Source organism: Gluconacetobacter entanii, assembly GCF_003206495.1.
Lineage (GTDB): Bacteria > Pseudomonadota > Alphaproteobacteria > Acetobacterales > Acetobacteraceae > Novacetimonas > Novacetimonas entanii.
In genome coordinates this window covers 1-25,839 of record NZ_NKUF01000038.1, presented here as the reverse complement: position 1 = coordinate 25,839, position 25,839 = coordinate 1, and the positions used below count along the sequence as shown (strand labels likewise).

General features: G+C 59.2%; 21 protein-coding genes. 11 read left to right on the top strand and 10 right to left on the bottom strand.

The genetic code is table 11. The features are described 5' to 3' along the window. Nucleotides 1-222: 222 nt before the first annotated feature. A complete protein-coding gene (locus CFR72_RS13135; RefSeq protein WP_208630047.1) occupies nucleotides 223-507 on the top strand; it encodes a hypothetical protein in 285 nt (94 codons plus the stop codon). A 34-nt stretch (nucleotides 508-541) separates the two neighbouring features. Here the strand turns inward: CFR72_RS13135 and CFR72_RS17620 are convergent, their stop codons facing one another. The 6 genes from CFR72_RS17620 to CFR72_RS13105 form a co-directional block, all read right to left on the bottom strand. Then, the gene (locus CFR72_RS17620) at nucleotides 542-934 is read right to left on the bottom strand and encodes a hypothetical protein (RefSeq protein WP_208630046.1); all 393 of its coding nucleotides are present in this window, start codon (nucleotides 932-934) and stop codon (nucleotides 542-544) included. A 369-nt stretch (nucleotides 935-1,303) separates the two neighbouring features. Beyond that, complete coding sequence (locus CFR72_RS13125) at nucleotides 1,304-3,721, bottom strand: recombinase (RefSeq protein ID WP_110914357.1); 2,418 nt, start codon at nucleotides 3,719-3,721, stop codon at nucleotides 1,304-1,306. Nucleotides 3,722-4,221: 500 nt separating this feature from the next. Next, the gene (locus CFR72_RS13120) at nucleotides 4,222-5,529 is read right to left on the bottom strand and encodes an LLM class flavin-dependent oxidoreductase (protein WP_110914356.1); all 1,308 of its coding nucleotides are present in this window, start codon (nucleotides 5,527-5,529) and stop codon (nucleotides 4,222-4,224) included. 21 nt (nucleotides 5,530-5,550) lie between these two features. Then, a complete protein-coding gene (locus CFR72_RS13115; RefSeq protein ID WP_110914355.1) occupies nucleotides 5,551-6,495 on the bottom strand; it encodes a 2-hydroxyacid dehydrogenase in 945 nt (314 codons plus the stop codon). Further along, nucleotides 6,492-7,787 (bottom strand): MFS transporter, encoded by a 1,296-nt coding sequence (locus tag CFR72_RS13110; RefSeq protein WP_110914360.1) that lies wholly within the window; start codon nucleotides 7,785-7,787, stop codon nucleotides 6,492-6,494. The genes CFR72_RS13115 and CFR72_RS13110 overlap by 4 nt, the downstream gene beginning before the upstream one ends. 63 nt (nucleotides 7,788-7,850) lie before the next feature. Continuing rightward, a complete protein-coding gene (locus tag CFR72_RS13105; RefSeq protein WP_110914359.1) occupies nucleotides 7,851-10,220 on the bottom strand; it encodes a TonB-dependent receptor in 2,370 nt (789 codons plus the stop codon). A gap of 553 nt (nucleotides 10,221-10,773) precedes the next feature. On the opposite strand from CFR72_RS13105, the gene CFR72_RS13100 reads away from it, so the two are divergent. The 6 genes from CFR72_RS13100 (at nucleotide 10,774) to CFR72_RS13075 (ending at nucleotide 17,987) form a co-directional block, all read left to right on the top strand. Further along, nucleotides 10,774-11,496: a GntR family transcriptional regulator gene (locus CFR72_RS13100; RefSeq protein ID WP_233043026.1), complete on the top strand. Its 723-nt coding sequence runs from the start codon at nucleotides 10,774-10,776 to the stop codon at nucleotides 11,494-11,496. Between the two features lie 85 nt (nucleotides 11,497-11,581). Then, nucleotides 11,582-12,685 (top strand): phosphotransferase, encoded by a 1,104-nt coding sequence (locus CFR72_RS13095; RefSeq protein WP_110914354.1) that lies wholly within the window; start codon nucleotides 11,582-11,584, stop codon nucleotides 12,683-12,685. Further along, nucleotides 12,682-14,037 (top strand): aspartate aminotransferase family protein, encoded by a 1,356-nt coding sequence (locus CFR72_RS13090; protein ID WP_244182298.1) that lies wholly within the window; start codon nucleotides 12,682-12,684, stop codon nucleotides 14,035-14,037. The genes CFR72_RS13095 and CFR72_RS13090 overlap by 4 nt, the downstream gene beginning before the upstream one ends. Before the next feature lie 53 nt (nucleotides 14,038-14,090). Beyond that, complete coding sequence (locus CFR72_RS13085; RefSeq protein WP_110914352.1) at nucleotides 14,091-15,353, top strand: NAD(P)/FAD-dependent oxidoreductase; 1,263 nt, start codon at nucleotides 14,091-14,093, stop codon at nucleotides 15,351-15,353. A gap of 556 nt (nucleotides 15,354-15,909) precedes the next feature. Then, entirely contained in the window at nucleotides 15,910-17,283 is a 1,374-nt protein-coding gene (locus tag CFR72_RS13080) for an NAD-dependent succinate-semialdehyde dehydrogenase (protein WP_110914351.1), read from the top strand. A 377-nt stretch (nucleotides 17,284-17,660) separates the two neighbouring features. Further along, nucleotides 17,661-17,987, top strand: coding sequence for a hypothetical protein (locus CFR72_RS13075; protein ID WP_233043024.1), 327 nt, complete (start codon nucleotides 17,661-17,663; stop codon nucleotides 17,985-17,987). A gap of 295 nt (nucleotides 17,988-18,282) precedes the next feature. Here CFR72_RS13075 and CFR72_RS13070 read toward each other — a convergent pair whose 3' ends face one another. Continuing rightward, nucleotides 18,283-18,882, bottom strand: a complete 600-nt coding sequence (locus tag CFR72_RS13070) for a PadR family transcriptional regulator (protein WP_208630045.1) — start codon at nucleotides 18,880-18,882, stop codon at nucleotides 18,283-18,285. A 351-nt stretch (nucleotides 18,883-19,233) separates the two neighbouring features. Here CFR72_RS13070 and CFR72_RS13065 point away from each other — a divergent pair, with 351 nt between their 5' ends. From CFR72_RS13065 to CFR72_RS13050, 4 genes are read left to right on the top strand one after another with little or no spacing between them, the layout of a single operon-like run. Beyond that, complete coding sequence (locus tag CFR72_RS13065) at nucleotides 19,234-21,435, top strand: TonB-dependent siderophore receptor (RefSeq protein ID WP_110914348.1); 2,202 nt, start codon at nucleotides 19,234-19,236, stop codon at nucleotides 21,433-21,435. Further along, entirely contained in the window at nucleotides 21,419-21,721 is a 303-nt protein-coding gene (locus tag CFR72_RS13060) for a hypothetical protein (RefSeq protein ID WP_146220735.1), read from the top strand. Before CFR72_RS13065 ends, CFR72_RS13060 begins: the two co-directional genes overlap by 17 nt. After that, on the top strand, nucleotides 21,718-23,169 hold the full coding sequence (locus tag CFR72_RS13055) for a PepSY-associated TM helix domain-containing protein (RefSeq protein ID WP_110914346.1): 1,452 nt from the start codon (nucleotides 21,718-21,720) through the stop codon (nucleotides 23,167-23,169). Before CFR72_RS13060 ends, CFR72_RS13055 begins: the two co-directional genes overlap by 4 nt. Next, entirely contained in the window at nucleotides 23,166-23,447 is a 282-nt protein-coding gene (locus tag CFR72_RS13050) for a hypothetical protein (protein ID WP_146220734.1), read from the top strand. The genes CFR72_RS13055 and CFR72_RS13050 overlap by 4 nt, the downstream gene beginning before the upstream one ends. A gap of 621 nt (nucleotides 23,448-24,068) precedes the next feature. Here the strand turns inward: CFR72_RS13050 and CFR72_RS13045 are convergent. The 3 genes from CFR72_RS13045 to CFR72_RS13035 all read right to left on the bottom strand — a co-directional run bounded on the left by CFR72_RS13045 (nucleotide 24,069) and on the right by CFR72_RS13035 (nucleotide 25,690). Then, nucleotides 24,069-24,581: a GNAT family N-acetyltransferase gene (locus tag CFR72_RS13045; RefSeq protein ID WP_208630044.1), complete on the bottom strand. Its 513-nt coding sequence runs from the start codon at nucleotides 24,579-24,581 to the stop codon at nucleotides 24,069-24,071. Nucleotides 24,582-24,887: 306 nt separating this feature from the next. Continuing rightward, nucleotides 24,888-25,172 (bottom strand): transposase, encoded by a 285-nt coding sequence (locus CFR72_RS13040; protein ID WP_110914343.1) that lies wholly within the window; start codon nucleotides 25,170-25,172, stop codon nucleotides 24,888-24,890. 173 nt (nucleotides 25,173-25,345) lie between these two features. After that, entirely contained in the window at nucleotides 25,346-25,690 is a 345-nt protein-coding gene (locus CFR72_RS13035) for a restriction endonuclease subunit S domain-containing protein (protein WP_244182297.1), read from the bottom strand. Nucleotides 25,691-25,839 lie beyond the last annotated feature (149 nt).

The window sequence follows — 25,839 nt, the reverse complement described above, 5'->3', positions numbered from 1 at the left end:
CCTTCCATCAGGCGGTCCAGGAGGTCTTTATCAATGCTCATGCGGGGGCTCCTCTTCGAGCAATTTATCACCACACCGCACAAAATTCAGGATAGTCCCAGCCACGCCAATGTACAGGAATATGAAGCCGCCCATCAGGAACATATCTGGGCGCGCGCGTGGCACCGGCGGCATTTCCATCGTCATATCACGCGCCCTGCCGTGGACATGTATGCACAGGCCATGTCCCAGCTTGACAGTTGCCAGTCGATATTTGGCCGCGCAGAGTTCGAGACGATCGTGAACCGCGCGGCCTTCCACATCGCCCGGACCGCTTTTGACCACAACATGACGATCGCGGACATGATCGGCACGGGTGGCCTGCGGGACATGGGACTGCGGCATGCAAATACGATCAAGCGCCGTGCCCGGACCTATATCACGACCTGCATCGACCCGATCGCGCGTCCGGAAATGGATATCCTGCTTGACCGTGTCATTTCATACCTGCCACGGCGCTGCACATGACGCAGCGCCGTGACCCGTCAGGCGGGAACGGAACTTACCATCCGCCCCAGCCGCCCCAACCCCAACCGCCATAGGGGTAGCCGTAATATCCGGGGTAGCCATAGTAACCATAGCCGGGATAACCGTAATACGGATAAGGCGCACCCCAGCCGGGACCGCGATCCCAGCCACCGCCCCAGCCGCCACGATCCCCACCCCAGCCACCGCCACGCGGGCCGCCGCCGGGGCCGCCCCCGCCATGCCAGCCACCACCACCGGGGCCACCGCGTCCCCCACCGGGACCGCCGCCGCCGCCCGGACCGCCACCACCATGGCCGCCGCCGCCACCAGGCCCATGCTGCGCATGCGCCGCCGACAGGGTCAGGACCGGCGCAACCGCCAGTGCCATGGCCATCAACGCCATCGCACAGTATCTTGTCTGCTTCACCACGTTTCTCCTCCACTGGCGGCCCATGCCATGAACTGCCACGATGTTCGCGCATGACACGTGGGCTTCACAAGATATAGTGCTGCATGGGACCTGCGTGAATGATGGGGGCCATATTCTAACATTTCGTGACATTTTGATGTCCCGAGCCGTAATGCCATCATCATGACAGGCGAAAAACGTCAGAAGTTTCTGGTGAAACTTTTTCCAAAAAGCTTCAAAAGAACGCCGCCTTTTCAGGTCAAAAGGCGGCACCCAAAAACTTTCATGACTTCATCAAGGATTATTCAGGACCACGTTTTTATCGAAATCCAGACCCAGACACTGTACCAAACGGTAAGGAACGCAGGTTCCGCCCCCACCTTCACGTCAGATGGGACAGACCCCACTGGCACATTGCAGATGCGCCCAGTCCACCACTTCCTGCACATCCTCGTCATGGATCGTGGCGGCAATGGCCGCGAATTTCCCGGCGGAGACTTCCTCCTCCGGCAAATATTCGTAACCAAGGCCGGAATCCGGACGGCTGGGCAGCACCGCGCAGCAGCGCACATGTGGCTGGTGGGCCGCCACCATCGCCCGGAATCCCTCCAGGTCATGACGGTCCGTATAGATCTTGAGCGTATAGGACACCTGATTGCCCTGCGTGGCGCCGATCCAGTATTTCTCCAACAGTTCCAGCCAGCGATACTGCTCTTCCGGCGTGGCCTCGGGCGCCGTGACAACCCGTTCCCCCATGCCCAGACGCTGGATCAGCGGCACGGTGGGAAAGCCGACGATGCTCATGCCCGGGAAACTGCGCAGCGAACGCACCGGATAGCCCTTGCGCCCATAGGCCGGAAGCAGCGGGTCGGTCCCGGCCTCCCACGTGCCATCCGCGCGCTGTACGCCCTTGAACTGCACCCAGCGCAGATACTGCCGCCGTGCGGGCAGGTGCGCCCCTTCTGTCAGGCCGAACAGCTTGGATGTCGTGCCCGCGGGCTTGACGGTCGTGACCGTCACGGGGCGCGCCGTGCCGGTTTCGCGGGCATAGGCGTTGGCCTCGTCCTTTGCGATGGTCGAAAGTTCCCGCACCGCCGACCAGAACGGCGCGGCGCGCTCCTCGTCCAGCAGGTCGTGGAAATCGAGGCCGAAACGCACCCACGCCCATTCATGCAGGCCCGTCGGGCCAATCCCGATGCGGTTGGTGCGGCGCACCTCCTCCCCATACAGCGCGTCCATGCGATTGGCGCGCAGCAGGAAACGCACGCCCAGCCTGACGGAATCGCGCACCCGCGCATCCCAGACCTGCGCGATGTCATGCGCCATGCGTCCGGGCTTCACATCCTCCGGCGGGACGGGACAGGCCAGCAGCGGCGCGAAATCACCAATCACGCAATATCCGCCCGTTACATGCAGCGTGATTTCGCCACACGGGTTGGTCGTGACCGGAAAGCGCGCATGTGCCGCACGCCCGGCAAGGTCCGCCAGCAGGGTCGCCGCCTCGGTCGCCTGATACCGGCCCGAACGGAAATCCCGACCATCTTCGTGTATCTTCTTGAGCCGCGCGCTGCCGGTCCGGCTGTCTTCCAGCCGGTCACCATTGATGAATCCCGGCTCCCCATTGATCCAGGCGCAGCGGGTCGCCTCCGCAAAGACCGTGCGAGCATGTTCGGCCAGAGGACCGGTTGCGGTCGGATCGTTCACGAAACCCCAGAATTCCGCATCCACCATCACGGAATGGTTGGCCGTCCACAGGCCGCCCTCTTCCTTGGCGCGGATGAAGCGCAGCACTTCGGCGTCGCGCCACGACTTGGTGGCCATGCGCGCGGCGCGGCGGGCGCCGCCGACCTGCACCTCGACCGACAGGTAATGGTCCACACGCAACGCCTGTTCCCACAGTGGCATGCCCGTGTCACGCGCGGGCGCGATCACATGCGCCCGGATATTCAGCAACCCGCGCAGCAGGGAAATGGGGCCGGACGCAGGCCGCCCCTGCATGCCCGCGATCGGGCTGCCGGCGCAGCGGATGTCGCTGAGGTCAAGGACCAGCGCACGGTCCGCGCTGCCACGGAACGCCATGGCCTCGATCACCTCGACCGCCTTGCCCCAGCCTTCGCGGCTGTCCGCGATCATATGGACAACCGTGTCGGCCCGATCCGCCATCCCCGACGCGGGCACGTCCGGCAGGACGGATGCGGCCAGAAATGCGCGGACCTGCGCCTCCATCCCCGCGTCAAAGGCCTCGATCGCCGTGCCCCACGGCACGATCTGCATATCCAGCCCGAAACGCAGCAGTCCCGCGCGGTCATGCGGATAATCCGGATGCGTGGGCGAGAGGACGAAATAAAGGTCCGGCGCCTGTCCCCAGTCCACGACGCACAGTTCATCATCATAGGCCCGCCCCACGCCGGACCCATTGAGCAGCAGGTAGAATTTGGCGAACGAACAGATGGCGGTGGCGCAGTTGGTGAACATTTCCATGTTCCGCCCCGCCTGCGCGGCGTCCCCATGCTGCAGATGGCGGCCAGAGGTCAGCAGCGCGCCCGTGGCGATGGCATTGCGCAACTGCGCCGCTTCCTGCGCCTCCACACCAGGCAGCAGCGCCGTGTTGCCCCGCGCCACGCGATCCGCCACATGGCCGAAATCCTCGTGATCGCCGGGACGGAACACGGTGCGGCGGCCAACCGCCTCCCCCATTCCCCGGTCAAGCGGACGGGCAGGCAGCGGCGACACGCCGAATGCCCCTTCGAACGGAGTGCGCGTACGTGCGTGCACGCCGCCAAACAGCGAAAAACCTCCGTCCATGCTCCGGCTCCATCGTTCAGGCGAACGAGGGCCATGGGCAGGCGCCGGTTCGCTCATATTGTGGACAGGGGCGCATCATGACACCAGATATGGTGTAGTGCACGGAGAAAATTCAGTCACAGAAAGCGAGTGACCGCTACAGGTCAGGACTTCCCTCGCCCGACTCATGAGACAGATTTTTGTAACAGCCCGGTATCCCAGAGTCGCAAAAAACACTCCTCCCGGCGTCATCGCCGGACGGGCAGGACCGCCACCGCCACCCCAAAAGACCCACGCCCGTTGGTCCGCAGGCAGGCAGGCCGTCGCCACAGGCCCGATCGGGGATTCGTACGAGGCATTGCGGGAATCCGCCCGTGGCCATGTCACATCGACCACCGGATCATCCTTCACCGCTCCATAATCTGGGGCGGACGGATCATGTCACGGCCCCTTCCCTGCCGGCATTGCCCATGGTCCGCGCGCCCCCATGACATGCCAATGCCCGAAGACCGCCCTGCCCCTCAGGATTCGGGCAGGTTCATACGCCTGCGCAGTCCTGTTCCCGCGGGAAAGGAAGGCAGCATGCCGCGTGCCCGCATATGGGGAATGACGAGGTCTATGAACCGGTCCAGTTCCAGTGGAAGCAGGGGCGGGCAGATATTGAATCCATCGCTCGCCCCGGCTTCCAGCCATGCCTGCATTTCATCGACCAGTCCCTGTGCACTGGAAATACTGACGAGCGCGCCAAATCCTGCGGCAATGACACCATAAAGTTCACGGATGGTAAGGTTTTTCTCCCGCGCCAGCTTCAGCAGATTATTGGCGATACTGCGCACGCGCGCATCGGTTGGTTCCGGGACCGGCCCGTCAAGGGGAAAGGCCGAAAGATCCCCCATCTGCGCGTAGAGATAGGACAGCCCAAGTTCAGGAGGAATAAGGCTGTTATAGGTATCATAGAGTTTTTGGGCATCGTCATGGGTCCGGCCGACATAGGGTGTGATCCCCGTCAGGACCTTGATGCTGTCGGGATCGCGTCCATGGCCGCGCGCCATGTCCCGCAGGGTCTGGCGATACTGGACGGCAGTTTCGATATCATGCGGCACGGCATAAACGATGTCCGCATGACGTGCGGCGATTTCCATTCCGGCCTGTGACGCGCCGGCCTGCACCAGCAGCGGCCGCATGGAAGGCGTAACCGGGATATCCAGCGGCCCGCTGACGGAAAAATGTGTTCCCCTGTGGTTGATGGCATGGATTTTCGCTGGATCCTGAAAAACCGCATCCCGTTTGTCCCATTTCAGGGCATCGACATCCCACGATTTCCATAATTTTGTGACAACATCGACGAATTCCCTGGCACGTCCATAACGGGTTTCATAATCGGGATGCTGCTCCATGCCAAAATTCCGGGCTTCGGCATCCGACCATGACGTCACGATGTTCCATCCGGCCCGCCCCCCGCTGATCCGACCAAGGGAGGCATATTTGCGCGCGATATGATAAGGCTCGTTATAGGTTGTCGAGGCCGTGGCCACAAGGCCGATATCCGTGGTGACGGATGACAGTGCCGACAGCAGGGTCAGCGGTTCAAGATCGGCAAGCTGCGATGACTGCGCCAGGGCACCATGCGGATGGTCCTGCGCCCGGATGGCCACGCCATCTGCCAGAAAGACCATGGCGAACCCTGCTTTTTCGGCCCGGGTTGCAACATTGCGGTAATGGTCAAAGGAAATGCTGCCCGAGGGATCAGCCTGCGGATGCCGCCACCCTGCCGCATGATAGCCAAGATAGCGCATGGAAAGGCCAAGGATGACCGGTTTGTCCATCATTTTTCCCCTGCATGAGAAAGATCAGTACCCACGTTCGGGCAGGTAAAGGAGCTTTGGCGCATCTCCCTTCATGACGGATGCGATGACATCCGCCGTATAGCGCGCCCGCGCCGCGCGGGAGGCCTCCGCCGCGACATGGGGCGTGACGATCACCCGGGGATGCGCCCATAATGGGGAGGAGGCCGGCAGGGGTTCGACGGCAAAGACATCCATGACCGCGCCGGACAGGATGCCCCGATCGAGGCAGTCCAGCACATCCTCCTCCACAACCTGCGTGCCGCGCCCGACACTGATCAGGGCCGCCGGCGCGCGCAGGCATGACAGCAGTTCACGATTGATCAGTCCGCGCGTTTCCCCGGTCGCGGGCAGCAGCGAGACGAGGATGTCCGTCTGGCCCAGGAATTCCCGGCGCTGCCCGTCGCCATGGAAACACTCCACACCCGCGACATCCTTCGGACTGCGCGACCATCCACGCACGGCAAATCCCGCCCGCACCAGGCGTTGGGCGACATGCGTGCCCAGATTTCCCAATCCCATGACCCCAACACATGTTTCCGTGCTGGTGCGTGCGGACTGGCCATCATTGTGCCATTCATGCCGCTGCTGGTGCAAAAACCACTGCCGCGTGGGACGCAGCAGGGAAAATGCCGCCCACGTCACGTAATCCCCCATCTGCACCGTGGCGTCATCCGTTCCCATGCGCACCAACGGGACATGCCGGGGCCATGAGGGATCAGCGGTAATGTGGTCCACCCCCGCCCCGGAACTGATGATCGCCCTGAGGTTTGTCATCTGCGCCAGGCGACCCGGATCAGGTTCCCAGACAAGGGCGAAATCCACCTCCTCCGGACGGATATCGGGGTCATTCCACCCCGCCACACGCAGGCCAGGCGCATATTTCGCAAACAGGGCCTTCCATTCCCCCATGACCTCCGCAGAGCCGGACTTGATGATCAGACACGTCATTTCTTGCCCCCGGGTTCGGGCCGGACAATGAACTTCCGGCTCAGGAAGACACAGAGAATGCTGGGGATTGCAACAATCGCCAGATAGATGCCCGGCATGATGCTGCTGTGGAACCTGTCAATCAGTATTGTAACAATCATCGGCGTGAACCCACCGAATACAAGCTGCCCAAGCGCATAACTGACGGCAATGCCACTTGACCTGTTCCTTGACTGGAACATTTCGGCAAACAGCGCCGGAACATTGGCGTAATAGCCACAATATATGATGACCGACAGGATGGACTGCACCAGTATGCCGATGACGACCGACGGGGAATGGACAAGCAGCATGAACAGGGGCACCGCGATGCCGCCCCCCACGGCGGCACAGGCCATCATCAGCCGTCGCCTGTCCACCAGATCACCAAGCAGGGCGCACAGGGGTGGGAAAATGATCGTCAGGATGCTGGAAACGATCGTGCCGATCATCGCCTGTGACGCATTCATGTGCAGCAGCGTCATTTCCAGCGTCGGCATATAGACATTGATATAGGACCCGGCAGCGCCCAGTCCCATCAGCACGGCCGCCGTCACGACCTTGCGCTTTTCCGTGAACAGGATCTCACGCAGTGGAAGGTGGCTTTCATGCCTGACGAATTCAGGGGATTCGTCCGCACGCAGGCGAAGCCACGTGATGGCCGGTCCCAGCGCCATGCCAAGCAGGAATGGCAACCGCCACGCCCATGCCTGGATCTGCGCGTCGGAATAGACCTGATGCAGAAGCCATGCGAGGAACGACGCCAGTGTTATGGAAATGCCCGATGCGGACCATTGCAGGCTTGAATACAGCCCGCGCCGTGCGGGGTTGCGTTCCGACAGCATCGCGGCGGCGGTCCCGAATTCACCCCCGGCGGCAAATCCCTGCGTCAGGCGCGACAGCACGATCCCCACGGACGCCACCGGCCCCAGCGTGGCATAGGACGGCATCAGGGCCAGCAGGGCCGTGCCCAGCGTCATCAGCATCGTCGAAAGGACCAGGCCACGCCTGCGCCCGTTGCGATCCGCATAGGACCCCAGCCATGCGGACCCCAGTGGCCGCGCCACCATGGCAATTCCAAAGCTGCCGAAACTGGCGATCAGCGACAGGGACGAATGGCGGTCGGCAACGGGAAAGAAAAGGTGGGAGAAGGTGACGGCAAACAGGCCATACAGCATCAGGTCATACCACTCCAGCGCCGACCCCAGGGCGGTCGCCGTGATGGCCAGCCATGAGGGCTGTGTCCTGACGGCTGGCAAGGTACTGGTGTCCATCACGTTCTCCATATTGGTCTGTCCCTCCTCCCGCTTCCCTTTTCACATGACCGGTCGCATTCCTCAGAAACCGGTCGAGACGGAGACCATTCCCGAAAAGCGTCCCCCCGTGATGTAGGTGGGTGACGACCCGGCAATCTGTGTCGTGCCATTCATGGCTGTCGTGGTCTTGGCGTTTGAGGTCAGTCCCCATGCACCGGAGAGGTATTTCTCGTTCCCCATGTTGATGAGGTTCAACTGGATCTGGGGACGCTTGAGAAAAGCGATATCGCGGAAACGGTATCCCAGCCCGAGATTGGCGGTTTCATAGGACGGGATCTTCTGGTCGTTCATGAAGGTCGAATATTCGGAACCTATGTAATTGAACGAGAAGTTTCCAAACACCGTACCGTCATCATAGGACAGCCCGATCGAGCCGGAGAATTTGGGGCTGAGGACGGCGGTCTTTCCCTTGGTGGGCAGGTAACTGCCGCTGACCGGCAGGTTGCTGTCGATGGTCGCATGCAGGAACTGTCCCGACAGGTAGGGGGAGAAATGATGCCAGCGCGGCAGGCTGATTTCCCCGCTGATCCCCCGCGTGGTCTGTCCCCCCGCACTGATGGAGGAGGTAATGGTCGTCCCCTCGACAAGGGAATTGCTGGTAATCTGGCGATTTGTGAAGTTGTAGTTGAAAAGGGCAAGCGAGAGGTTGAAGTATTTCCCATAATGGCGGTAGCCGAGTTCCTCGGCAATCGAGAATTCAGGCTTGATCGTGCCCAGAGTATGCTGGCTGGTCATCTTGCCTGTGGTCGCGCTGAACATGTCGATCGACGGGGTGATGGCCGCAGCCTCGCGGAAGGCCGTAGTCGCGTTGAAATAGACCTGGTCGCGCGGGTCGATCTGGAAACTGATGGCGGCACGCGGCAATGGCTCCGCATCACTGAACCCGGTCTGGTACTGTGCGCCCGGTATCGCGTTGGTCGCGGTGCGTGTCAGCATGACTTCCTTGAACCCTGCCGAAACTTTCAGGCGGTCATGCAGGAAGGAATAGGTATCGGCAATCGTCAGCGCATTGGTCTGCTGGATCACATGGGCGTTCCACTGCAGCAGTCGCTGCCCGTTCTGCGCCAGCACGGGATCCGCGCCCCATTTGTTGGTCACGTTCCCCGCCGCATCCGGAATCGTATAGGAGGGATCCTCGGTATAGTTGACATAGGAATACCAGTAGCCGACCTGCAGGTCGTTATGCCCGGCCTTCCAGTCCAGTCCGGTATTCAGGCCAAAGGTGGATTCCGTGAAATGATCGACGGATTCCGCAACCGTGCTGGTGGGCGTGCCGGCCGGGAACTGCAATGTACCGGCAGACTGCGTTCCCAGATATTCGCCCGTCTGGTTCAGCGTCGATCCGCCGTTCAGGACCCCGTCCACATCGAAGATATAGGGGGTCGCCGTCAGGGTCAGGTTGTGGCCAAGGTTGAATTTCATGTTCACGCCGGCACGCGCATGTCGCCATTCGTACTGGTGGAATTTGTAGTAATTGGTATTTTTTCCGGTATAGGTTCGGCTGTAATTGTAATCCCACTTCATGGTGTTCCACTGTTCCATGGTGGGATAGGTATAAAGGTCTTCGGCCACGTCATTATAGGACATGAAAGCGGAAACATGGTTTCCCTCCCCCCAGTCCTTGGCGGCCTTGAAATCCAGATGCCACCGGTTCAGACCGCCGGGACCGCGCCAGTTGGTGGCCGTGGTATCGGAAAATGAAACATAGGAACGCACGCCGCTATGGCCGATTTCACCGGTGTCGAAACGGGCGAATTCACGCTTGAGGTCATTGCCACCATAGGTCAGGTCAAGATACCCGCCAATCCGACGCGCCGGATCACGCAGTTTCGCGCTAATCAGTCCCCACACCGCGCTGTAGGTCGGGGCCATGATGTCGGGGGAACCGGGGGTGACCGTGATGGATGCCAGGTTTTCGGTATCCGCCCATCCCGATGATGTGGGATTGTAGTACAGCACGTCCGAAGGGTTCATGCCCTCCAGTTCGTAACCCAGTTCGTTCTGGTTCATCCCGCGGATTGAAACGCTCATCCGGTCGGTGGCCCCAGTCGGATCGGCAGTGGCGACAATGACGCCGGGCGTATTGCGCACAAGGTTGAGGGCGTTGGTCGTGGGCGACTGTGACGCGATATAGTCACGGGTCACGCCACTCTTGGAGAACGGATCGCTCTGCCGTGGCATCAGCCCACCCCCCGGCGTCGTCCCGGTCACGCCGTTTGGCGTTACCCTTCTGACGACATTTATCTTTTCCGGCGCAACCTGATGCGCCTGCACGCCCGCCTGCCCGTCCGTCCGGGCGGGTGCCGGTTTGGGGGACGACGCCGTGACGCGCGAGGGACGCGCCTGCTGTGGTGTCGTGACGGGTGCTTCCTGCGCGAAGGCTGCGCACATGCCCTGCCCGTTCACCAGAACAGCCGCACCGAGAAATAGAAGATGCCTGTGATTCACAGAAAGACGATGCACGTAACTCTCCTGCGGCAAGAAGTTATGGCGTTTTTCCGGTCATCCACCCACGCTGCAAAAGCTGTCAGCGCGGCACCGGCAAGCTGGTTCGGTATACGCAAAACCCGTGCTTCAGCCCTGATGGGGCCGAAGTGATATTTGGATGCTAATTCAAAACAAACTTTGACGTCGAGGGGATTCTTGACGGAAAATGGCGGATACAGGCGTAATTACACGCGATATTCAATTAATCCGTTATAAAGAAATGGAAAAACATCCGGTATTCTGCAACCCGGAAATTTCCGCTCGGTATACAACGAATCGTTTCGGAATGCGTTCCGAAAATACCGGATTTCCCAGAACAGACCCATTACGTTTTAAAATATCTTTATATAACAATGTATTATTAGTTTTTCCCTGAAAATTCAGGCAATTCTTTTCCGTATGCCGAAAATGCAATCGACAGAAATATCGGCCCCATGATACTCATGCTGGACCTACCTTGAAACCGCGCGCTACGGGCAATTTCATGCTGAACTCCGTCACTCCGCATACCGGGGAAGAACTCTACGCCATCCTGCGGCGTGACATGATCGACAGCAGGGCCAAGGGGGGCACCGTCCTTCAGGAACAGAAAATCGCGGAACAGTACGGCGTCAGCAGGACCCCGGTGCGTGAGGCGCTGCAACGCCTGCACCAGGACAACCTGATCGGGCGCAAGGGGCGTTTTTATGTCATCACATCCCCTTCCCATGAACAGATTCTTGAAATTTACGAGTTCCGCGAGGCGATAGAGGCCTCATCCGTCGTCCTGTGCTGCCAGCGCGCTACGGCAGCGGAAATCACCGCGATCGAACATCATCTCGAGGCCCAGTTCCGCGCGGCGGAACAGGGGCATTTCTATGAATTCGAGCGACTGGACACATTGTTCCATGCCGCCATCGCCGATGGTTCGCACAACAGGCTGTTACGGCACCAACTGGAAATCAGTTACGACCAGATCTGGTTCTCGCGCGTGGGAAACCTTGTGTCCCTGCCCGATTATTCCGTGGAGGCCACGCTTTCCAGCCATCAGCGCATCATGTCGGCGATACAGCGCCGGGACGTGGATGTCGCGCGCGCGGAAATGAACAGCCACCTGCGCAGCGCAATCGAGTTGAGCCAGCGCGCCTGCGCGTCACGGCGACGACTGCCACGTGGCAGAAAGGGCGGAACCCCATCATGAGGCATGGCATGCAACCCGCCACGTCATTACCCCATGTGCGAGGCATGCATGCCATTTCCCCCAGTAGCGGCAGGGACATGCGGCGATGAACACACATGACGGCCTGTCGGCGATATTTGAACAGTACGGGAATATTTCCCGACCGTTCACCCACATGCCCCCCGAAGAAGCGCTGGCAATCGCGCGGGAACATTACGGCGCAGACGGCGACATCCGCCACCTTCCGACGGAAAAGGACGACACGTTCCACATCCGCTGCGCATCCGGGCGGGGCTTCATCATGAAGGTGGAGCACCCGTGCGAACCGCGCGAGGATGTGGCGTTCCAGACGGCACTCCTTGATGACCTGAAGGAAAACGCGCCCGACCTGCCCGTCCCGCGCGTGATCCGTACACAGCACGATGCCCCCGTCCTTGTGCATACCGACCGTGCCGGGCAGGAACGGCAGATACGGCTGCTTTCCTATCTGCAAGGCGTGCCACTCGACCATATTCCGACATCGGCGGACGGACGCCGCAGGATCGGCGCACAGCTTGCACGGTTGCGGCACGCGCTGGCAGGTTTCAGCCATCCCGGTGGCGACCGGGCCATCATCTGGGACGTGCGTCGCCTGCCCGACCTGCGCGCCCTGCTGTCCCTCATCGAGGATCCCTTGCATCGCGCATGCGCGCAGGCGGCAATGACACGCTTCATGGACCTGCTGCCGGACATCGGGAAACTGCGCACCCAGATCCTGCATAATGACTTCAACCGCTCCAACATCCTCGCACGCGCGCATGATGATGAAACCCTTGCCGGAATCATTGATTTTGGCGATGCGCTGCGCACTGCCATCGCCATCGACGTGTCCACGGCGATGGTGAACCAGTTGCCCCAGGATGTGACACCGGATGCCGCAGCCTTCCTGTCCGCCCCGCGCGATGTCCTTCACGGCTATGTGGAACATGCCGACCTGCAGCTTGCGGAAATCGGGATGCTGGGCCACCTGCTCATGGCACGCCTGCTGACGCGTGCGCTCATCACCACATGGCGCGCCGGGATGTTTTCCGAAAACCGCGCCTATATCATGCGACATTCGCAGGCGACATGGAAACAACTGGCATGGTTTGTCGAACGTGACGCGGACACAATCTCGGATCTGTTTGTTTCGGACACATCTTTTTCAAATCGCATGGGATGCAAGGCATGACCGCAAAGCCCTCCACCCTTGGTCGCATGGTCAATGGTTTCGATCCTGCCGCGCCATCGGACATGGACGAACGGACCCGCGACGATATCGCCCGGCGCCAGAAACTGCTTGGCCCCGCCTACCGCCTGTTCTACCGCACGCCGGTACAGGTGGACCATGGCAGGGGTGTTCACCTGTATGACCGCGACAACAACGAATATCTGGATGCGTACAACAACGTCGCCTCGGTCGGTCACGCCAACCCGTATGTCACCGACGCCATCATGGCGCAGGCGCAGCGACTGTGCACGCATACGCGCTATCTGCAGGACGGGATCCTGGATTATGCGGCGGACCTCCTGCCGTCCTTTGGCGGTCGCATCGCCAGTGATGGCCACATGATGTTCACCTGCACCGGGTCGGAAGCCAACGACCTGGCCATGCAGATCGCCATGCATCATACGGGCAACCGGGGCATCATCATCACGTCGGAAGCCTATCACGGAAATTCCTACCTGACGTCACGCTTTTCCCCCTCGCTTGGTGAAGGCGCCCCGCTGGGAACGTGGGTGCGCCGCGTGTCCTCACCGGATTCCTATCGCATTCCCCCCGACGAAATAGCCGCGCGCATGGTGCGTGAAGTCACGGCCCAGATCGAGGACCTGCAACGGCGTGGCGAAGGTCTTGCCGCCTTCATCGCGGATTCGGTCTTTTCCTCTGACGGGATCTACACCACCCCGGTCGATATCCTGCCACAGGTTGCCAGGGTGGTGCATGCGGCGGGCGGCATCATGATCGCCGATGAGGTCCAGTCCGGTTTCGCCCGTACGGGGGACCGGTTCTGGGGATACCAGCGGCATGGCCTGGACCCGGATATCGTGACGCTGGGCAAGCCGATGGGCAATGGATATCCGGTGGCGGGACTGGCGGTGGCGCACGATGTCGTTGCCGCCTTCGGCCGGGACCGGCGCTACTTCAATACCTTTGGCGGCAACAGCGTGGCCATTGCGGCCGCACGCGCAACACTGGACTTCATCCGGGCCGAAGGGTTGGAAGACAATGCACGCGATGTCGGCGCATTCATGCGGCAGGAATTGAAAAACATCATGACCGGTGCCCCATGTATCGGCGATGTGCGCGGCGCGGGACTGTATATCGGGGTGGAGATCGTCCAGCAGGGCACCACACGCGCCGATCCTGCCGCTGCCGCCCGGATCGTCAACGCATTGCGTGAACGGCGTATCCTGATTTCCGCGACGGGCCATGACGCGAATATCCTCAAGATCCGTCCGCCCCTCATCTTCTCGCGTGATGATGCACAACGCCTGTGTGATGCGCTCCACGCCATCGTCAAGGATGGCAGGCAGGCATGACATCTGCAGGGCACTGAAACATCGAAAATACGTACGGACTGGATAAACCTGACATGAATACTTCATCAGTCACCAGTTGTGACGTCGTCGTTGTCGGCGCTGGAATTGCCGGCCTGACCGTCGCGCTGGAATTGAAACGTCGCGGCCTGAATGTCGTCGTCCTCGACAAGGGCGCGCCGGGATATGAGCAGTCCAGCCGCAACTGGGGATGGGTCAGGAGCATCAGTCAGGACCCGCATGAAATCGAACTGTCGCTCGACAGTCGCGCGCAGTGGCAGGAATGGGCAAGGCAGGCGGATTTCGGATACCGGCAATGCGGCCTCATTTCACTTGCCCGCAATACAGAGGAAATGAACAACCTGCTGGCATGGAAACGCTCCGTCGGGTCCTTTGCCGATGATATCGAAACGCTGGGCCCGCAGGCCATTCGCCAGCATCTTCCCCAATCGCAGGGGAAATGGACGGGCGCGCTTTACAGTTCCCATGACGGGGTTGCCGAACCCGATCGCACGATGGCCTTCCTGATGGACCTGGCGCAGCGCGAACAGATCGTCATCGAGGCCAATGTTGCGGTCAAGGCGATTGATGTCGCGGGCGGCAAGGTGCAGGGCGTCATTACGGAAACAGGACGCATCGCCGCGCCGCAGGTTGTCGTTGCGACCGGGATATGGTCACGCTGGCTGTGCGAGGGGATCGGCATCGCCCTTCCCCAACTGCGTGTCATCGCCTCGGTCATGAGGACCGCGCCCGTGGCGGATGGCCCGGAACCTGTTGTCGCCTCCTCCAGCTTTTCGGTACGCCGGCGCATGGATGGCGGCTATACCGTGGCGCAGCGCAATTCGTCGATTTCCTATATCACCCCGGATACGTTCAGGTTCCTGAAGCTGTTTTTCCCGGCCTTCCTCAAGCAGCACAGGCTCCTTTCCGTGCGTCTGGGCGCGCCGTTTGTCGAACACCTGTATCTGGACCGGCAGTTTGGCGCGGGGAAGCCCAACCCGTTCGAAATTTTCCGTCGCTGCGACCCGACGCCCGACCGCAGGACGCTGTTGCGCACCATGGCGCGCCTGCGCGATGACATGCCGGTTTTCCGGCAGGCACGGATCATGGACATGTGGGCGGGCGTCATCGATGTCACGCCGGATTCACGCCCCATCATCTCGGACGTCGCAACCTGCCCCGGACTCTACCTTTCGACCGGCTATTCCGCGCATGGGTTCGGGCTGGCCCCGGGGGCAGGCAGGCTTGCGGCGGATATCGTGACCGATACTGCGGGCTGGCGTGAACGCGCCAAGGCCTTTGCCCTTTCACGCTTCTGAACAGACACGATCAGGGAAGGAAAAACCGAATCCCCCTCCCTGCCATGATGATCCCGGACCGCAGGAGGCTGTCACCTGTGGTCCGGTCCCTGATGATTGCTGGAGATGCACCGACCACTTTTCGTTGCATCCTCGCCGGAGCATCGCGTTGCCGTCAGCAGCACGGGCGGGGCCGTGGGGATCGTTCCCATGGATGATCCTCCCGCAGCGACCGATGTCGCATCGGCCGGATGCCTGAAACAGGCTCTGGCGACCATATGGTGTTCAAACCTGCGTGATGAAGGCGGCAGCCCGTTGTCCCCCGCACGGCCTGCTCCACTGCGAATGTCTGCGTCCGGGCACCGATATTCCCGTAGGTGTACCCCTGCCCTGTCCCCAGCGTGCATTGACACGCTACGGAGGAATATAGTCACGATAGGGAGAGCGTTCCCATACAGGTCGCCTCTGCCGGGAGCATTCCGCTGACCTGACAACCCGTTCCCGCGTTCAGAAAATGCAAATCTTCGTTCGCTTATAAAGCGGCGAGCAGTGCTGCAACCACAAAGGACATGACGACATGACCAGTCCCTATCGCACCATCAATCCGGCCACCGGAAAAACGGAAAAGGTCTTTGACCTTCATGACGACAGGACGATGCTGGCGAAGCTGTCCACCGCCCATCAGTTCTGGGAAAGTGACTGGCGGCACCGTTCCATCGCGCAGCGCAAGACACTCATGCTCAAGGCGGCGGACATCCTGCGTCGGGACAAGGAAAAACATGCCCGCCTGATTTCCATCGAAATGGGCAAGATCCTGCCCGAGGCCATTGGGGAAATCGAACTTTCGGCCGATATCCTCGCCTATTACGCACAAAAGGCGGAAACCTTCCTCGCACCGCGTGAACTGCCGGTGGCGCAGGGCCATGCAACCGTCACCAGCGAACCGCTGGGCATCATCTATTGCGTGGAACCGTGGAACTTCCCCTATTACCAGTTGGCCCGCGTCGCGGCCCCCAACCTGATGGCGGGCAATGTCGTCATGGTGAAGCATGCGCCGAGCGTGCCGCAGTGCGCGGTGGCGTTTGAAGAACTGTTCCGCGAAGCAGGCGTGCCCGAAGGGGCCTATACCAACCTGTTCATTACCAATGACCAGTCCGAAAAGCTGATTGAACGCCCCGAAGTGCGTGGCGTCGCCCTGACCGGCAGCGAGCGTGCAGGCAGCGCCGTGGCGTCGCAGGCCGGTCGCGCGCTGAAGAAAAGCACGATGGAACTGGGCGGGTCCGATGCCTTCATCGTGCTGGATGATGCCGACCTGGACAAGGCCGTCCCCATGGCCATTCGCGGACGCATGTCCAATAACGGTCAGGTCTGCACCGCCGCCAAGCGGATGATCGTCCACAAGTCACTGGTTGAGGAATTCACGTCGCGCCTGAAGGCGGCGGTGGAGGAATTCCAGTATGGCGATCCGCTGGAACAGGACGTCACCCACGGCCCGATGAGCAGCCAGGCCGCCATGGAACGGGCCGTGTCACAGGTGGAAAAGGCGGTCTCCCACGGGGCGACGCTGGTTGCGGGCGGCAAGAAAATTGACCGCGAAGGCTTTTTCATGAAGGCCGCGATCCTGACCAGCATCACCAAGGACAACCCCATTTTCTATGAGGAAATCTTTGGCCCCGTCGCCATTGTCTATTCTGTCGGCAGCGATGACGAAGCCATCGCCATGGCCAATGATTCGCCATACGGGCTGGGCGGGTCCATCCAGACCAGCGATGTCGAACGTGGCCGTCGCGTCGCGGCACGGATCGACACGGGCATGGTGTTCATCAACAACATTACCGGCACGGCGCCCGACCTGCCCTTTGGCGGGATCAAGAACTCCGGTTATGGTCGCGAACTTTCGGAATTCGGCATTGAGGAATTCCTGAACCGCAAACTGGTTCATACCCCCTGATCCAACCTGCGGGCTCCGCCCCCTGTTGCATGATGGGGGGCGGTTTTTTTTCATATGCCGCCTGCGTTGCTGACATCATTATGGTTCTGGATGGCAAACCAGACGGTCTATGCCCCGTCAGGCGAATTTGGCCTGTTTCTCAACTGCATCAGAAAACATGAGAGAGACCCGATCTCCATTACAGCGGAGACGTTCATACGTTCCTCGCGCAAATAACGATGGTCTCGTTATCCCCAGGTACCTCATCATTACAATTACGGCTTCCCTTTCCCGAAACAAAAAAGGCCCGGCAATATGCCGGGCCTTCTGCTGGAGAGATGGGGTCAGTTGGAACTGCTGTTGTTCTGGTTCCAGTTGCCGCCATTATGGTCATCACCATGGCCGCCGTGCGCGCCCCAGTTGCCATTCTGGTTGTCGCCACCACGGTTGCCATGCTCGCCGCCGGGACCATTGTTCTGATCGCCGCGGTTTTCACCACCGCGATCACCACGGTCGCCACCGGAGCCGCCATTCTGGTCACCACCGTTCTGGCGGTCGCCGCCCTGGCCCTCATGATTGCCATGACCACCATGCCTGCCGCCGTGATGGCCGTGACCACCGTGGCCACGATGTTCGCCCTGCTCGCTACCCTGATTCTGGTCAGGGGACTGGGCCTGAGCGGCCAGCGGAAGGGAGACGCCAAGAGCAAGGGCAAACAGAATTGAACGCTTCATAATATATCCTTTAATTCGACCTTCCATACATTGTACCGCATGAGCGGAAATATAAGGTCGAACGATGTAACAGAGAGTATCGGGAATATCCGGGCCAGAACTCATTTTCCTTAATGGTCCGGTACTATTCCGGTGAATGTTCCAGATATCCGGATGGGTATTCTGGAGCGTGAGCAACCTTTATTCAGGCACTCACAAACCACGCCATGACATTCCATAAAAACAGATCCTGTACATGGCGGGATTATGGGTATCCCCGGCCCGGACGGGCGGGGAAATCCCGCCGTCAGACCTGCCCGATTGTCCGGGCAGCATCGTCCAGCAGGGCTGCGATCTTTTCCTCGGCGTCCGTATCAAGGCCACCGTTGCGCAGCCTCAGGCGGAGCGCGGTGCGCAGGTTTTCCATGCCGCGCATGACCGGCATCGGAATATCCTTCCGGCCACCCCTGCCCTCTGCCGCACCTGTCGCGGCGCTGGCGAGGATTTCATCAAGGGCCGCACGACTGGCGGCCAGGAAGGCCTCGCCCTCCGGCGTGATGTGATAGTTCTTGCGGCCATCGGCCTCGACACCCCGGGCATAACCCGCTTCATCCAGCCAGGTCAGCGTGGGATAGATCACGCCGGGGCTGGGGGCGTAGCTGCCACCGAACTTTTCCTCGATCATGCGGATCAGTTCGTAGCCATAGGTCGGCTTTTGCGCGATCAGCGAGAGGACCAGCAGCCGCATCTCGCCATAATCAAACAACCGATGGCGCCCGCCCCGGCGGCCACCGCCGTGGTGTCCACCGCGGCCGTGATGGCGGCGGGATTCACCGGAACCGGCCATGCCTTCGGGGGAGAAAGTCTGGCGGTTACGACCGCCTGCGTGTCTGTTTCTGTGTTTCATGCTTACCGATATACGTCCCGATATATCGCACGTCAAGATATATCGGAATATATTTTCTGACTTTCTGATGCTCCCGCCATTTCAGGGACCACAGGCAGTCCATCCGTCAGGCTCCTCCCCTGATCGCATGACCGAAAAGTCTCATGACGTTCCCTCTTTCCTGAATGCAGAAGCGCATCGCGCGACAAGCAGATGGGACGCTGACGTCGTGGATATGGGCCGGGCCTGACGGCCAAGCAGACCGCCCGATAAGCACCTGCCAGATACATTTTGACATGTGTTGCAAGTGATTCTCATTTACGTTAAGGCTCCACTTCCAGATGACGCAAAACGCCAGCAACGAGGTCGGGCATGCAGTGCAGCAGGGTTTTTTATGTATTTCCACTCTCATTTCTGGTGACGGGAAATGCCCTTGCGGCGGACCCGGTCGATAAACCAGCCCACCACCACCCTGCGCGGATGTCGCACGAAAAAAAGGCCACGGCCCAACCTGCTGCGAATGCCGTGCTGGCAGAAAAGCTGGAAGTCCATGCCCGCAGGCCGGCAACGATTGCGTCCTCGGCCACGAAATCCGATACACCGCTGATTGAAACCGCCCAGTCGGTTACGGTTGTCAGCCGGAACGAAATGGATGTCCGCGGGGTGCTCAGCCTTAATCAGGCCGTGCGCTATACGGCGGGCATCACCCCGGACCTGCGCGGCGGTGGCGAAGGCACGCGCTATGACCAGTTCGCCCTGCGTGGCTTTACGGTTCCGACCTTTCTTGACGGCCTGAAACTGCAGGACAGCCCGACCGGCTATGCCACGGCGCAGACAGATACGTCCCGTCTGGAACGGGTCGAGATCCTGAAGGGACCCGCATCCGCGCTGTATGGCCAATCCAGCCCGGGCGGCCTTGTCGCCCTGTCCAGCAAACTGCCGACCGACCAGAAATCCTATGGCAGCGTCACCACAACCGGCGGCATGTTCGACCTTTACCGCGTGGATGCCGATGTTGGCGGCTATGTAACAAAGGACGGCATGGTCCGCTATCGCCTGTATGGCACGGTCAATGGCCAGCACAGCCAGTTGAGCCGGACGGGAAGCCGACGTTTTTCCATCAGTCCGGCCTTCACCTTTGGCGGCAACGGGCCGACGACACTGACGCTGCTGGGCAATTACCAGTACGATCCCGAAAACGGCACCTATGGCGGCGCACCGCTGGAGGGATCGCTCAGGCCCGCATCCTATGGATACCTGCCACGGAATTTCTATGACGGGGACGTGCCGTTCGAGAAATTCAACCGCCGTCAGGGCGGGATTACCTATATCTTCAACCACCGTTTCAACAGTGACTGGAGCTTCACCAGTCGCGGGCGGTATGATGACATCAGGACCATTTACCGCAGCGTTTACAATAATGGTTATTATACAAGTGATGACATGCTCAGCCGCTCCGCTTTCGGCACGAACGAACATACGCACAACCTGACCTTTGACAGCCAGTTCAAGGGACATGTCCGCACCGGCCCCCTGCGGCATATGATGATGTTCGGCTTTGACTACATGCAGCAGAGCGCATCGGAGCTGGGATTTTACGGCAGCGCGCCTGACCTGGATGTCCTGCACCCGGACTATCACATGGTCATCCCCGCCATGAGTCCGTATCTGCATTACCAGACCAATTCACATCAGATCGGCATGTACGCGCAGGATGAAATGCGCTGGAAAGGGCTGGTCGTAACCGGCAGCCTGCGTAATGACTGGTATCGTTCACAACAGAACGAATACATCTACCATTCATCCTCGCATGAAAATCCCCGGCAGATTACATGGCGGGCCTCGGCCCTCTATCATTTCGATTTCGGCCTTTCGCCCTATATCAGCTATTCGACATCCTTCCAGCCGCAGTCGGGCACCGTATCCAATGATGGGGGCAAAACGTTCCGCCAGGCCGATCCTTCCCTTGGCAAGCAGCTTGAAGGGGGGCTGAAATACCAGCTTCCGGGCACATCGCTTCTGTTTACGGCTGCGGGCTTTCATATCGAGCAGAACAACGTGCTGGTTGCCGTTGGCAACCTGGGCTACAGCACGCAAAGCGGTCTGTTCCATTCGGACGGTTTCGAATTCGAAGCCCACGCCGAACCCTACAAGAACCTGATGATCACGGCAGCGGTCAGCGTGCAGAAAGTCCATGATGACTCAACGGGCAAGCCCCTGATCCAGTCGGGGACGGGCAATGCGTCACTATTCGCGTTCTACACCATGCCTTCGGGACCGGCAAAAGGGCTCGGCTTTGGTGGGGGCCTGCGCTATTCCAACAAATCCTATGGCGGCGAGGCCTCCTATGGCAGCGTCTGGGTGCCGCAATATGCCGTGTTCGATGCCTCGCTGCGCTATGACCTGTCCCACCTTTCCCCGTCGCTGCATGGATGGACGGCAGCGGCGAGTGTCCGCAACCTGTTTGACAAGAAGTATGTTGCGAACTGCCTGAGCTACGCCTCCTATAACCAGGAATGGTGCTATTATGGCGAGCGGCGGAATGCGCAGGCGAGCCTTGGCTTTAGCTGGTAATATCTCCCTCGCCGGGCAGGTCCTGCTGAACATCGCCTTACGCATGGTGGTGGCCCTTCCGGGCGGATATGGGCTGGCATCCCTTGGCGGCGTGGCGCTGGGCCTGTGGCTTCCGCTGTCACGGGCGGACAGCGCCATGGCCGGAACACTTTGCGGCCTGCTGCTCTGGCCTGTCGCGTTCATTGCGGCCTTTGGCGTTTCCAGTCTGCGGCGGCTTCTGCTGGGCGTTGCCGTCTGCATGGGTTTTTTCATCCTCATGGCATCTGCCGCAGGGTGGAGGCCATGAAGGGGTCGTTTCGCGCCTCCATGGCATGGCTCCATACCTCCCTAGGGCTGGCGACCGGATGGGTGCTGTTTGTCATTGCGCTGTCGGGTTCGCTGAGTGTGTTCCGTCAGGGCATTACCCGGTGGATGCACCCCGAACTGGGCAGTCAGCCAGTTGATCCCGTGCAGGCCTGCGGCCACGCCATTGACTGGCTGGGCCACCATGCCGGGTCGGCGGCGGCATGGTACGTGACCTGCCCCACACCGGATGCCCCATTTGCGACCGGCCTCTGGCCCAACGCGCAGGGGAAATACATTCAGCGGGTCCTCGATCCGCAAAGCGGAAGACCGAATGGCCTGCGCGATACGCTTGGGGGTGAGTTCTTTTACCGTTTCCACTTCGAACTCCAGCTTCCCTACCCGTGGGGCAGGCTGATCGCGGTCATCGCGGCCCTGGCGCTGGTCGTGGCGCTTGTGACAGGCATCATCATCCATCGGCGCATTTTTTCCGACTTTTTTACATTCCGGCCGAACAAGGGACAGAGAAGCTGGCTTGACGCCCATAATCTGCTTGGTGTCGCCGCCCTTCCCTTCCATCTCATGATTTCGTTTACGGGGGCCGTCACGCTGGCCTCTCTGCTGCTGCCGTGGAGTACGCAGGCCCTCTATCACCATGATATGGCAGCGTCCTCCACGGAACTTGATCCGGCCCTGTATTCTCGCCCCGCCAGCGGTCGGCCGGGACATCTTGTGCCTATTCTTCCCCTGCTTCAGGTGGCGGACAGGTATTTCGCGGGGGCGGGCATCGCACAGATCTATGTTTTCAATCCTTCCGATCGGGCCGCCCTTGTCACGTTCATTTCCGGCAATAACCGGACGGTCAGCACTTCTGCCAGGATCATGACTTTCGATGGGATAACGGGAGAGTTGCTGAATGCGCACACCGAAGCACGCCCCGTCATCAGGCTTTATACATTTCTCTACGGACTGCATGTCGCACGCTTTGTCCCGGCAGTGACACGCTGGCTCTATTTCCTGTCCGGTCTGGCGCTTGCCGCCGTGATTGGAAGCGGAATGCACCTGTGGGCTGTCAAGCGCCTGCGTCAGCGGCCTCATGTGGGGCATCGGATCGTCAGTCGCCTGAATACCGGGATTCTGGCTGGAACACCCTTGGCCTTTGCTGCCTATTTCCTTGCCAACCGGCTCCTGCCCTTTACGATAACGGACAGGTCCAGCGATGAGGTGCGATCTGTTTTCGTGGTGTGGGTCCTTACGCTTGTCTTTGCCCTTATCCGACGGCCTGCGCGTGCATGGCCAGAACTTCTGGGCGGTAATGCACTGGCCTGCCTTACCATCGCGCTGCTCGGTATGCCCTGGGAGAATTCTGTAGCATTTGGTACAGGTATGGCTGCCTTAGGACTGGCTGGCACTTTCGGATATGCGGCCTTGCGATCGGGACGACAGGCATGATGGGCATGGCTATCGTGTGTGGGCAATGTGCCATGTTGCTACTGGCGATGGGATCCTTGCGTGGCAGCAGCATCTTTTTTCACAAGACAGCCACACCCCTGTTGTGTCGGTGCCTTCAGGCGGCAGGAATCGTGCTGCTTGGCCTGAGCTTTTTCCTCCAGATACACACAATGGAAACGCCTGCCATTTCTGCAGTTACCTGGGTTGGTCTGACCAGCATTGAAATTGTTCTGACAACCGTGATCTGTGCGGCGGTTATTAGTGTTAATGATATGTAGTTTTATTATTATATATTTTATGGTGAAACATTTTTCTACCCGCCAACCATACGCCACTCAGAAGATTTCTGATATTTCAATTCCATTACTTGTTCCTGTATGATCTACTGCCCTATACAGGGTTGTACGCTCCGGCCTCTACCCAGATAATCGCCTTGATCCATCGCCAGTACAGCAGACGATAACCGGGTATATTCGATAAATATCGGTTATATTCACCAGGGCATATCATCAGTTAGGCCCGAGCATTGTGACGACGAGTTAAACGGCCGCGAAGAAAGTTGATTTCGGCTTGTTGTAGAGTAAGAAGTGGCGTTTCCGTAGAGTGCAGCGATTTTTTTCCTTGAGGAAATGATCGCTACAATCTGCCGCGCATCGAGCAATTTGATGAGCGGATCAGGTCAGGGAGAAGATCCTTTACCCGATCCCACTGGCTGTCACCCAGACCATACCGACGCATTCACACACACTCTCTCGGAAAACAGAGAAAAAACATCACAGATCAAGCAGGAGTACAGGCGTCATCAAACCTCGCATCCCAACTGACGACATGCCTTAACAGGAACCAGAAATATTTATAAAAACCTTCATATATTCAAGTCTGCTTCCCGAATTATCCTTTCATTCAGTCCGAATCAGGCTATTCTCCCCAAGTTCTATGCAGAGATAGCGGACAGTCTTTGCGCTACTGGAGAGTACACCTTGCCCGATTTCCCTGAATCCCAACGCAGCGTGAAAGGCGTCGGATACCAGATTAGGTGGACCTAAATTTACTTCACAAACGACATGGCTGTGCCCAGCGCGGAGAGCATGGTTGAACAGATCATTGTATAGCGCACGTGCATAACCGTGTCCGCGTGCAGACGGGGACACGACTATCCGGTCGACATACACGAAACGTCGGAAACGCTCTCGAAACCATAGAAAGTTGGGACTGTCGTAATCGGCGTCCTGATCGAACGCCAGCAGAAACGCTTCCGCCTCGCCGATATACCGCGCATAAAAAGCCTGCTGCAATAGGCGCCTGAAACAACTCATATTCAGCCATGAAAGTTCAATCTCATGATCGTTGTTCAGCGCAAGAAGTTCACCTATGGATGGGGTCGCCGACGTAAGGACCTTATATGCTGCCAAGAAAAACGTTTCCTGCTTGAAGAGAAATGTTACTGGTGTACGATTGCATTTTTTATGATCTCCAACAGAGAATCTCAATATTTATATAGCAGACAGCCAATGGTGCAATCGGGCTAAATTTATACATGGCCATGATGAAATCTTAAGCCGTGTCCTCAGTTAAGTCCAATGGTAGTGGAGACAAACTGCACTGCTGCGGTGAAGGTTGCTTTCAGCTTGTCGTAGCGCGTGCAATGCCTCTGAACTACTTCAGTCTGGCGAAAAAGTGTTCAATGAAATTTCGTTTTTTTCAGGTCCTATTGGTAATTATCGTGAATTGATGATTGCGGCGGAGAGATGGATCATGGCTACGAATGATCTGTCTGTTTTGTTGCTCCGCATGGCGATACGCTTGAACTCCTTGAGCTTACCGAAGAAGTTCTCGATGAGATGGCGCGCCTTGAACAGGGCTTCGCCTGTCGATGCGGTTCCTGCGTTGGGGAATGACCATGCAGTCACCTTGCGCGCAAGGGCGTCCACAATCCAGTGGACGTCAAACGCCCTATCCGCAAGAAGCGCCCCGAAATCTTCTGGTTCGAGAACACACCGCATCACCCCTAATATTGTCCAGCTCGTCCAGCCGCGATTCAATCCAATAGGTGAAGCTGTCTTTCGAGACTGCCTGCGTGTACTCGTCCAGCTTCATCGTGGCCAATCGCGAGACGCGGCCAGACCGACAGGAATTCATCCCACAATGCGTATTGCTTTTGGATCCTAGCCGATCCTTACAGATACTTCTGCAGGATGGCCTGTTTGCGGGCGGCTGCGCCGTCGAACACCGCCTGCGCATCGACAATCTGCTGTTCCAACGCTTCGATCTTGGCAATAAACTTCTTCTGCTCCGGGAGAGATAGCACCGGCACCTTGATATTGCGCATCACCGTCGCGTTAATGTTGGCCTGATTGATGGACTTGGAGGCCTTAGCTTTCGCTTCTGTTTGGAAGGTCGATGAGTTCATCATCTTCTCCAGAAATTTCGGCAGCACCTTCGTAGTGTCTGGCACCACGCGCACAAGGTAAGAGGCAAAGCAATAGTCGCCATCCAGGTCAAACAGCCCAGTCTTCCCCACGTGCTCGATGCTGTTCGTGCGATTGAAAAGCAGGTCGCCCTTGTTGAGCTTTGAGGTGGTCCCGTCCGTTCGGACAGCTTTGTGGGCTTGATAAGCTATACCCGGTTGTTGTTATGCCGCCCTTCTGACAGCGTTGCTGTTGGCCATCT

Bases quoted from the DNA above. Each gene is read 5' to 3' on its own strand.
- CFR72_RS13135 (WP_208630047.1), top strand. From the start codon at position 223: ATGTCCCAGCTTGACAGTTGCCAGTCGATATTTGGCCGCGCAGAGTTC.
- CFR72_RS13125 (WP_110914357.1), bottom strand. From the start codon at position 3,721: ATGGACGGAGGTTTTTCGCTGTTTGGCGGCGTGCACGCACGTACGCGC.
- CFR72_RS13120 (WP_110914356.1), bottom strand. From the start codon at position 5,529: ATGATGGACAAACCGGTCATCCTTGGCCTTTCCATGCGCTATCTTGGC.
- CFR72_RS13115 (WP_110914355.1), bottom strand. From the start codon at position 6,495: ATGACGTGTCTGATCATCAAGTCCGGCTCTGCGGAGGTCATGGGGGAA.
- CFR72_RS13110 (WP_110914360.1), bottom strand. From the start codon at position 7,787: ATGGACACCAGTACCTTGCCAGCCGTCAGGACACAGCCCTCATGGCTG.
- CFR72_RS13105 (WP_110914359.1), bottom strand. From the start codon at position 10,220: ATGTGCGCAGCCTTCGCGCAGGAAGCACCCGTCACGACACCACAGCAG.
- CFR72_RS13095 (WP_110914354.1), top strand. From the start codon at position 11,582: ATGAACACACATGACGGCCTGTCGGCGATATTTGAACAGTACGGGAAT.
- CFR72_RS13090 (WP_244182298.1), top strand. From the start codon at position 12,682: ATGACCGCAAAGCCCTCCACCCTTGGTCGCATGGTCAATGGTTTCGAT.
- CFR72_RS13085 (WP_110914352.1), top strand. From the start codon at position 14,091: ATGAATACTTCATCAGTCACCAGTTGTGACGTCGTCGTTGTCGGCGCT.
- CFR72_RS13080 (WP_110914351.1), top strand. From the start codon at position 15,910: ATGACCAGTCCCTATCGCACCATCAATCCGGCCACCGGAAAAACGGAA.
- CFR72_RS13075 (WP_233043024.1), top strand. From the start codon at position 17,661: ATGGCCGCCGTGCGCGCCCCAGTTGCCATTCTGGTTGTCGCCACCACG.
- CFR72_RS13070 (WP_208630045.1), bottom strand. From the start codon at position 18,882: ATGAAACACAGAAACAGACACGCAGGCGGTCGTAACCGCCAGACTTTC.
- CFR72_RS13065 (WP_110914348.1), top strand. From the start codon at position 19,234: ATGCAGTGCAGCAGGGTTTTTTATGTATTTCCACTCTCATTTCTGGTG.
- CFR72_RS13055 (WP_110914346.1), top strand. From the start codon at position 21,718: ATGAAGGGGTCGTTTCGCGCCTCCATGGCATGGCTCCATACCTCCCTA.
- CFR72_RS13050 (WP_146220734.1), top strand. From the start codon at position 23,166: ATGATGGGCATGGCTATCGTGTGTGGGCAATGTGCCATGTTGCTACTG.
- CFR72_RS13040 (WP_110914343.1), bottom strand. From the start codon at position 25,172: ATGCGGTGTGTTCTCGAACCAGAAGATTTCGGGGCGCTTCTTGCGGAT.